The sequence below is a fragment of the Candidatus Krumholzibacteriia bacterium genome (genome assembly GCA_029865265.1).
Classification (GTDB): domain Bacteria; phylum Krumholzibacteriota; class Krumholzibacteriia; order WVZY01; family JAKEHA01; genus JAKEHA01.
The window spans coordinates 1-8878 of record JAOUHG010000061.1 but is presented as its reverse complement, the minus strand read 5'-3'; the positions used below and the strand labels follow the sequence as shown (position 1 = coordinate 8878).

Below are 8878 nucleotides of genomic sequence, written 5' to 3'. Positions count from 1 at the left end.
AGGTAGGCGAAAACGGCAATCCATACCACCGCGAAGGCTGCGAACAACCACGTCATGACCGGGCTCCTTCCGCCTGCTCGCGCAGGTCGTCGACCAGCATCTTCATTCTCTCCACCGCCACGCGCCGGCGGAACATCACCGTGTACAACAAGAGGAACGTCGCCGAGCACACCATGAGGGTGGCGCGCATCTTCGGGTCGAGGCCCGAGTCCTGGCCGCCCATGAGCACTGGCTGCGGGTGCTGGGTGCGCCACCAGCGGATGGCGAAGTACACCAGCGGCACGTCGATGAAGCCGATGATGCCCACGATGGCCGAGAGCACCGCGCGCCGTTCGGGCGACTCGACGTAGCGGCGCAGCATGAGGTAGCCCAGGTAGATGAGCCACAGCACGAAGGTGAGTGTCAGGCGCGCGTCCCACGTCCACCAGATGCCCCATGTGGGTTTGGCCCAGATGGGGCCGGTGATCAATACGAGGGTGGTGAACAGCACGCCCACCTCGGCGGCCGCCACCGCGCGCGCGTCCCACTTGGGGTCGCGGGTGGCGAGGTAGCGGAAGCTCGCGATGAACACGATGAGAAAGCCGAGAAACGCGTTCCAGGCCAGCGGCACGTGGAAGTAGAAGATCTTCTGCACGATGCCCTGTGACTTCTCGATGGGCGCGTAGTAGAAAACCATCACCAGCGCCACCGCCATCCACATGAACAGCGCGGACTCCAGGACGGCGTTGTCGAGGTCGCGAAGGTTCTCGTAGGCGGTGCTGCGCTGGGAGTAGAGGTGCGCGAGGTTCTTCTGGTCGCGCAGGCCGAGCATGTCTTCCGAGTAGTAGAGATCTCGTTTGGAGCTGACTAGGCGATACGCGATGAACCCGAGCGCCGCCGGCGCGGCTCTCGTCGACTGGGACTTTCGACGTTACCGTGTTCCGAAGAGCGAGCAGCGCCTGCGCAAAGAAGCAGGATATGAACACGCGGAAGTCATCTTCAAAGGGAATGGACCGCGCTGCGATTGCCGGAGATGATGGATCCACGCACGGCGGGGCAAGCGCATCCGTGGGTCGCGTCAAGTGCGCCGTTGATGGACGAGGAGAATGAGGGTAAACTCAATGAGGTTGCCCGCCTGATCCCCGGGTCAAAACGTTGGGATGAAGGCAAAGCCCCAAGGCAGGCATCCTCGAAAGAGGACCACTCTGCTAGCACCCCTCGACGAGGGTCTACGCCGCTTCCCGGTTCGAGAAGGCTCGCTAGAAGTCCCTCCTCGTAAGCATCCGCGCACGCGGCCGCATCGTCCGCATTGCGCGCACGATTGCCGACCTCGACGTGAGCGAGCGAATCGCGGAAAGGCACGTCGCTGAGGCGGTGGGGTATCGGGGGAACTGATGACACTGAGTGTCGAGGCAAGTCGGGTGAGCACTTCGACACGGAAGTCAAGTTCATAGTTGACGATCAGGCAAAAAACATGCTACGCTTCTTCCAATCTGCTAGGGAGGTCAAGCGTGACCCCAAAAATCCTCATCCTGGCCGCGTTTGCCGGTCTTCTTCTTGTTGGTACTGCGCCTGCCCGCACGTGGTACGTGGCCGCCGACGGCTCGGGCGACGCGCCGACCATCGCCGCCGCGGTGGACAGTTCCGCTAGCGGTGATGTGATCCTCGTGGGCCCCGGGACTCATTTCGTTTCGGATGCGGCCGGAAGCGGAGTCCTCCTGAAGGCGGGCACCTCATTGGTCTCCGAGGAGGGGCCTGCGTCAACCGTCCTAAAACCGGGTAACCCGCCACAACCTGGACTCGTTTCGACCCGCGACAATTGCGTGGTGTCGGGGTTCACTGTGCTCGGCGCTGGTCTCATTGGTGCGGTTTCCCCGGTCCATATCGGTGGCGACTTCGTTGAGGTTAGCAACAACATCATCGACAGTGCGTTCAGCGGAGCCCCATCGATTACACTTGGCGGGACATTCGTATCGATTCACAACAACGCGTGTCTCGGAACGGGTTCTGGTCTCTATCTTGTGGCTAATCCCGAGGGAGCCGAGATTCGTAACAACATCATCCTGAACGGCGTTGAGGGGGGCGAATCCTGTTTCGGCGTGCAGATCCACTGCAACCTCATCAACGGCTCACAGGGCGCATGCCCGTACCGATTCAATAATTTTAGCGGCGACCCGATGTTCTGTGGTGAAGGCAACTACTACCTTCAGAGCGATTCTCCATGCGCTCCCGGTAATCATCCCGATGGTGTCGATTGCGGTCTCATCGGCCCGCTTCCAGTCGGGTGCGGGCCGGTGCGCACGGAGATGAAGACTTGGGGGGGCGTCAAGGCGATCTACCGGGAGTAGTCAGAAAAGAGGGGGCTCCCGTGGCTCACAGACGTGTTGTCCTGGCCGCTTTTCTCGCTTCGACATGTGTTCTACTGACGGTGATCGGACTTCGGTCCGAGGCTGACACGCGGCCAGGCGGTCCTCCTGCAACCGTCCGCGGCTTTCTCTACCCCTCTGGTTTTCGTGTTTCAAGCTCAAGTCACGAGGAAATCCGCTTCACGCTCTCGGTGCCGACCCTCCAAGTCCGACCAGTGCGAGGGCGCGAGTATCGGTTGACCCTCGAGGGCGGCGAGCCGCTTGGAGTGAATGGCGCAGCGGATCTACCCGTGTATCGACGTGCGGTCGCGGTGGCGAACGGCGGCGAGGTGTCGATAACGGTGGGCGTGGATCGCACGACGGTCCTCGATGGCGTCCAGCTTGGCTCCTACAAGAGTTCTTCCTGGCGGGATCACGGGGCATCTCTACCGTTCGGGAATCGCGCGGCAGACGCGCTCCGTATGCAACGCGTGTTTCCCGAAACGAACGCGTGGATCGAGTATGTTGGACATATACGCGGTCAGCGCATTGCATCCATAGTAGTGAGTCCGATTCGGTGGGACCGGGCGTCCGGGCGCATCGTTGTGGCCACGGACATGGACATTCGGGTAGCCGTCAACCAGCCTCGGGGAAGCGTATTCAATGATGTGGGGCCGATGGATGCGGCGCTCACGGGCTCGGTCTTGAACTGGTCGCCCCGCGGAGCGGGCGGAGGGATCGCTGGCGGGTCCGCGGGCACCCGGATGACGATGTCCTCGGGAGGGCAGGTTTGCAGGTGCACGGGATCCACGTGGGAGGTGGCGGCAGCGTCCGCCGCCTCGTGCGGTGCAGACTACCTCATGATCGTTACCGACTCGCTCGTGAGTTCGAGCCTCATCGATTCGCTCGCGCTACGGCGGGCGTCGTACAACGGGTTCAACGTGGCGATCGCGAAGGTGTCCCAGATGAGGACCGCTCAGATGAGCACCGAGCCTGACACTCTGGTCACTCCCGTGATGATACGGTCGATGATCGACTCCGTGTATGCATCACAGACCGCCGCGCACATGTCGGATGGTCGGTTAGGGTACGTGCTCTTGGTTGGCGACGCCTTCGACGCAGATCGGAATGTGCTGCTTCCGTCGTACTACGGGTACGGATCTGGGGCAAGCAAGCAGGCAGCATCTGATGCGTACTACTCTTTCCTTGACGATCCGGCAGCCGATCTGCTCCCAGACGTATTGATCGGTCGACTCCCCGTTGATGACGACTCACTGGACTGGGAGTTGACGAACGTCGTGACAAAGATCGTGGCGTATGAACCGCTGACGGCCTCCGCGTGGGCGGACAGCGTTCTGATGGTTTCTGGCGTAAGCGATGACGGCTTTACATTTAGCGGACTGAGCGGGTTCCAGGCCTTCTTCGACTCTGTGCTCGCGTACTATCCGCCGCCGGGAAGATCGGTGACACAGCTCCATCGTTTGACACTCCCGTCGAATGAGGCCAATCACGAGACGTTTGGCGAGATGGTCGCAGGGCGTATCGAGGCGGGGAAGTGGCTGACCGCATTCTTCGACCACGGCTTCTTGTAATACTGGGACGGCGCGTTCTATCCGAGAAACTATGAGTTTCTCGAGAATGAGGACAAACCCACCGTCGCGCTGTCGCTTGGCTCCCACACGTGCCAGTTCGACAATACATACGAGTCGGCGCAGCGTTGGTTCCCGGGGGGAGCCTGCTGCACGGTCCCGCCGCAGTCCAGCCTCAGCTGCGAGAGTCCGGGCTATGAGCACATCGATCCATGCGATGCGATGGGCGAGCGGCTTCTTATCCAGCCGGGTGGTGCCGTGGGCGTGATCGGGTACTCGCGAACCACGGGAACATGGAACGCGCAGCAGGACCTCGTAAGCCTCTTTCGTTCCCTCTCAGAACAGAACCCGAACACGCTGGGCGAGTTCCTCGTCGGTGCGCGGCTGTTCCGCCTGTCGGATCTCGTGACTGTCCGGAACCTGATGCTTCTCGGCGATCCCGCGCTGAACATACGAACCCGCGCGCCCGCACCCGCCGACACCTTCGATGTGGCGGTCGGGACCAGCGACATTCGGACTGCATGGGGATCGTATGCGCACTCAGCCGGTACGATTGAGGTCACGGTGCATAATGCCTGGAAAACGGATGTGTACGATCTCGAGGTCGAGCTCTGGCGCGGCGAGCCAGGAAGCGAGGGATCGTCGCTGTTCGGGACCGAAGTGATCGATACGTTGCGCGCATACGGACCGGATGTCGTGACCTTTTCGGTTTCGGGTCTTGAAGGCAACGTGAGGCTGTACGTCGTTCTTGATCCCGACGACCTAATTGCCGAACGAGCGGAGGACAACAACATCGCCTTCCGGGACTTTCTGGCCCTCCCTTATGAGGGCGCCTATCCCACGCGTCTCCAGTTCAACGGAGCCGAGCGTTCGGTAACCATCGCGGATCTCGCCTCGGCACCGGGGAAGGAGGTTCTGGTATCGGGCTTCACCTCCACCGACCGAGTGCTTCAGTGTTACGCGGTCGGAGACACCCAGGCCGTCTGGACCTACGGAACGGGGTCGGTGTTGGCCCACATCAAGAACCAGCCGGTCGCCGGCCATCTGTACAAATCGGCTTCCTCATACGTGGCAGTGGAGCACGGCTCGTCGGTCCGCATCTTGAATGGCCAATCGGGGGCGGTCGTCAAGACGCGACTGGTGGGAGATACGCGACCTGTGGTGAACAACTGGGAAGCCAAATGGCTCCTCTCGGATCTGGGCCCGGATGATCCTGAGATGGAGTTCGTGACGCTCCGATACATTGACGGTGCGTTCGGCGACTCTCTGCAAGTGAGGGCGTTCTCACCGCGTGATACGATCCTCTTCACGCACTCGGTAGACGTCGGTCTCTCAGTTGGAGCCGCGACGGCTGCAATTGGGGACCTTGACATGGACGGGAGCAAGGAGATTGTGATTCTCCAGACACACGCGAACACTGGCCCCGGATCGCCCGCAGCGGGCAATGAACTGACGGTTCTATCGTACGCAACGGGGGGTCTAACACAGAAGTGGCAGAAGGACCTTGCAGAGGGGACCATCACTGATCCCGCGATTGTACTGATCGACAAAGGTGGCGATGGCACCCTGTCGGTTCTCTGCAACGGAGCCTATCCAGGGCCGATCCTCCGACTCTACAGCGCGAGCGGATCCCTCGAGTGGACACTGAGTGATCTCGCTTTCGGTTACCCAGTTCATTTCGCGGCAGGAGACGTCGATGGCGATCAGAACGCCGACGTTGTGGTTCTCGATCACCAGCGGGTCAGGCTAGTGTCGTCGGCCAATGGTAGCGTCCTTGATACGCGGACCACGCCCGGCGATCCGGTGGCGCCGCCGCTCTTGATCGACCTGGATGCCGATGGCACGCTCGAGATCGTCGTGGTCTTTGAGGAGCAGGATCCCAACATACACTTCTACCCGCCGAACGAAGCTCCGTTTTGGACGCATGTCGTAATTCTCGACGCGAATCTTGACCTCTTCCAGCCGGAATGGACGTTTCGAACACGAAAGTCCTCAAGCAGCTCGAGTCTTCCCGCTATCGATGACGTCGACGATGACGGGGCGTACGAGATGGTCTACGTATCGCCCGATCAGTATCTTCACGTGTTCGAGCTGGGTTCCGCGGCGGGAGAAGCGGCCTGGTCGCAGCGTTTCGCCAACGCGCTGAACACCGGTCTGAACGAGCAGCCGATCATCGGCGATGGCTACACCAACCCAGTCAGCCTTTATCAGAGAACACGGATGCTGGGCCATGTTACCCTCGATTCCACTGCCGCGCCCAGCCTGTATGTGGGTCACGGAACCGAGATTCGCGTGGACGCTTCGGTTTCTGACCCGTTCCAATTGCGGGTCTTCGGATCCGTCCGAATGAAGGGATCAGCGAACGCGCCCGTGGTGCTGCGCAGCAATCCGTCCGCCTCCGGGTCCGCGACATGGGCCGGCCTCCAGGTGGATAACCGTGTCGCCAGCGCGAATAGCCCCGACACGCTCTCGTTCGTGGAACTGTCGGACGCATCCGTCGGAATCGCGACCCGTTCCCCGCTGGTCGTTATCTCGAGCACGGTATCGAACACCTTTGAAACTGGGATTGACGCCCGAGGAGGTGCGGTGCTTTTGCTGTCGAACTCGTCCATCGAGGACTGTGTCCAGTATGGCGTGACTGTTTTCGACGAGGCGAGGCTCCACGCAACAAATACCGCGTTCACCGGTAACGAGTACGGCGCCATATTGACCAAGTTGACCGGTTCATGGGTCAGCGCGACCATCCGTGATTGTTTGTTCACGAACAACGCCCACGGCATGTGGTTGGGTAACACCGGCGATTCGACGGTCGTCATCGAGGGCGGCACATTCGAGGACAATTCCGGCACGGGCATTTACACACAGGAAGCGAACGTCGTCGTGGACGGCACGACGATCCGAGGAGGCGAACTGGGCATCAACGCGACGACGCGCACGTCGTTAAGTCTGTCGAACGCGACGATCGAAGACGCGTCCCTCTTTGGGGTTAGCGTCCGTGACTCCTGGCTGGACGCGACGGGGACGTCCTTCGACGGCAATGACGTCGGTCTCGACCTTGAGACTATCCCGTGCGTGGATCCAGACCCGCCCTGCGCATATTCTTGGGTCATGGCGACCGTCCGAGACTGCAGTTTCACGGGCAATGGCGACGGAGTGTGGGTCGAGAACGTCTACGACTCTTCCGTGGTCATCGATAACTGCCTGATCGACAACAGCACGACCAACGGGGTCTATGTCGAGGGCCCGGGCGACGTAGCGATCACGCGCAATACGATCACGAACAACGTGATCGGGGTTTACAGCTACGAGAGCAACCCGATGATCCGATCCTGCAACTCGATTCATTACAACACCGGAGGTGTCAAGTGCGACAACTTCTCCACGGCGGCGGTCGAGTCGAGTACGGTCACCAATAACACGAACGGCATCGCCGTCGTGAACGACGCGAACCCCGATCTGGGGCACCAATCGGGAGGGAGCTCGCTGGGCTACAATATCTTGAGGCCGAATACCAGCTTCATCCTCTCAAACCTCACGGGGAACACGGTGGTGATGGAGAACAACCATCTGGCCAGGAACCCGCCGAGCCAGTGCGGGGCCGCGACGACGAAGATCTATGGGTATGTCGACTACGACCCTCACTTGGGGTGCGATTTGCCGGATCTGTGCAATCCGTCCAACATGCCGGTGCTGGCTGGGGCCGCCGAGGTGAGGCTGCCGGTGAAGTTCAGACTGCGCCAAAACTACCCGAACCCGTTCAACCCGACGACGACCATCGCGTACGAGGTTCCGAGGCCGGGAAGTCGCGTCGAGATTGCGTTATACGACGTGGCTGGGAGGCGTGTGGCCATTCTGGTGAACGAGGACAAAGTGCCGGGCTCCTATTCGCTGTCTTGGGATGGCCGAAATCGAGAAGGCGTGCCAGTGGCCTCCGGGGTTTATTTCCTCCGTATGCGCGCTGGCGAGTTTGTGGAAACGAAGAAGTTGCTGCTCCTCAAATGACAGCGGGTACGGGGATGAGAACAATGTATCGTCTAAACAAGATATCCTTGGGGGTCATCGCCTGGCTTGTGCTCATCGGTGCCGGTCGCTCGGATCCCACGAAGCAGGTCATCTTGATCCAGTCGAGCGACGTGACACTGCGCGCCGATCCGGATTCGGCCGTCGGTCGGTATTACACGCTGTCATATGAGCCACCGGAGGCGCTTAGCGGCGCCGACTTGGAACGAGCGGTTCTGGAACTCGTGGTTGACGTGAGCGCGAAGCAACGGGAGGGATACGTGAGTGAAGCCCCGGTATTAGAGATTTACGCCCTCATAGAGCCCCTTTCCGATGACTTCGACCCTGGAAGACTCCACCGGGCGAGCCGGTCGGTGCGTCCCGTGGCGGCGGGAGCGGGTCGGCATGTGGTGTTGGACATAACCACGATTGTTCGTTCGCACCTGGAAGGGGCGATAAGGAACCACGGGCTGGTCCTGGGGTCGGTGACCGGAATGCGGGAGGGGGAGTTTATCGTTGTGCCGGGGAACTTTCCCCAGGGCGCTGTGGCCCAGGTCCGAATCTACCGCCGACACGAGGTCGTTCCCGCCGTCCGCCGAGCGCAGTCCCGATAGGCGTCAGTTCGCAAGGATGCGGCTTTCTGCACCGATGATGAGATATGAAGAGCTTAGAATCCCCCGTCACCCCGCCCTCTCCCTCCACTAAAGAAGCAGCAGATGGCAACGAACCCCTGGGGGTTCGTTGCTGCGCAAACGCGAAACCGGAGGGGATGCTACCGCTTCCCCTTGAGCGCCGCGATTTCGTCTTCGAGTTTCTTCTGCATGTTGCCGATGCGGACGAGGTAGGCGAAAACGGCAATCCATACCACCGCGAAGGCTGCGAACAACCACGTCATGACCGGGCTCCTTCCGCCTGCTCGCGCAGGTCGTCGACCAGCATCTTCATTCTCTCCACCGCCACGCGCCG

Annotated in this window: 7 protein-coding genes; 5 read left to right on the top strand and 2 right to left on the bottom strand. The window is 60.8% G+C overall.

Annotated features, from left to right (window positions below; genetic code table 11):
- Positions 1-52 precede the first annotated feature (52 nt).
- Positions 53-811, bottom strand: coding sequence for a cytochrome c biogenesis protein CcsA (gene ccsA / locus OEX18_15095; protein ID MDH4338594.1), 759 nt, complete (start codon positions 809-811; stop codon positions 53-55).
- 449 nt (positions 812-1260) lie between these two features.
- Here ccsA and OEX18_15090 point away from each other — a divergent pair, with 449 nt between their 5' ends.
- From OEX18_15090 to OEX18_15070, 5 genes are all read left to right on the top strand, one after another.
- Positions 1261-1374 carry a hypothetical protein gene (locus tag OEX18_15090; GenBank protein ID MDH4338593.1) on the top strand — a complete coding sequence of 38 codons (114 nt, stop codon included), beginning with the start codon at positions 1261-1263 and terminating at the stop codon, positions 1372-1374.
- 116 nt (positions 1375-1490) lie between these two features.
- Positions 1491-2327, top strand: a complete 837-nt coding sequence (locus OEX18_15085; protein MDH4338592.1) for a hypothetical protein — start codon at positions 1491-1493, stop codon at positions 2325-2327.
- Between the two features lie 80 nt (positions 2328-2407).
- Entirely contained in the window at positions 2408-3916 is a 1509-nt protein-coding gene (locus OEX18_15080; protein ID MDH4338591.1) for a C25 family cysteine peptidase, read from the top strand.
- A 69-nt stretch (positions 3917-3985) separates the two neighbouring features.
- A complete protein-coding gene (locus OEX18_15075; protein MDH4338590.1) occupies positions 3986-7915 on the top strand; it encodes a right-handed parallel beta-helix repeat-containing protein in 3930 nt (1309 codons plus the stop codon).
- A gap of 23 nt (positions 7916-7938) precedes the next feature.
- On the top strand, positions 7939-8526 hold the full coding sequence (locus tag OEX18_15070) for a hypothetical protein (GenBank protein ID MDH4338589.1): 588 nt from the start codon (positions 7939-7941) through the stop codon (positions 8524-8526).
- A gap of 158 nt (positions 8527-8684) precedes the next feature.
- On the opposite strand, the gene OEX18_15065 is transcribed toward OEX18_15070, so the two are convergent.
- Positions 8685-8807: a CcmD family protein gene (locus OEX18_15065; protein MDH4338588.1), complete on the bottom strand. Its 123-nt coding sequence runs from the start codon at positions 8805-8807 to the stop codon at positions 8685-8687.
- Between the last annotated feature and the right edge of the window lie 71 nt (positions 8808-8878).

What these genes read in the sequence shown, in the direction of transcription:
- OEX18_15065 (MDH4338588.1), bottom strand. Translation starts at nt 8,807, where the DNA reads ATGACGTGGTTGTTCGCAGCCTTCGCGGTGGTATGGATTGCCGTTTTC.
- OEX18_15070 (MDH4338589.1), top strand. Translation starts at nt 7,939, where the DNA reads ATGTATCGTCTAAACAAGATATCCTTGGGGGTCATCGCCTGGCTTGTG.
- ccsA (MDH4338594.1), bottom strand. Translation starts at nt 811, where the DNA reads ATGCTCGGCCTGCGCGACCAGAAGAACCTCGCGCACCTCTACTCCCAG.